1 protein-coding gene is annotated in these 385 nt (G+C 42.1%); it reads left to right on the forward strand.

Translation table 11 applies throughout. The annotated features are described in order from the left end of the window. The coding region (locus tag I6F37_RS44580) for a PIN domain-containing protein (RefSeq protein ID WP_225155069.1) at positions 1–301 on the forward strand (301 nt) is incomplete at its 5' end. Positions 302–385: the final 84 nt, after the last annotated feature.

Genomic DNA, 385 nt, shown 5'->3' on the forward strand with positions numbered 1-385 from the left:
CGCCGGTACCATTGGATCAATCGTATTTGGGCAGGAGAATACGGATCTTATTGCTCCTTCGTTTTTAGCTAAGGAATTTAATAAACACAAAGTCAGGATTGCAAGGGCCGCCAGTATCACAGCGAATCAAATTGAAGAAGCTTTTCAAACATTTTTAACCCGTCTTACTTTATATTCGGAACATATTATTGATGATGATCTACCTGCAACGGCAAGAAATTCAGCTGCAGATATGGCCCCAGGGATGACATTTATATCGCCTTTGCGCTTTTTTCAGGATGAAACGGTGGACTGGCGATGAAGTTTTAACAAGCGGTTTGCGATCCAGGGAGATTGATCACATCGCCGCTACTTTTGACGTAACAATTGCACCTTCGAAATAAAC

The sequence above is a fragment of the Bradyrhizobium sp. NBAIM08 genome (genome assembly GCF_020193935.1).
Lineage (GTDB): Bacteria > Pseudomonadota > Alphaproteobacteria > Rhizobiales > Xanthobacteraceae > Bradyrhizobium > Bradyrhizobium yuanmingense.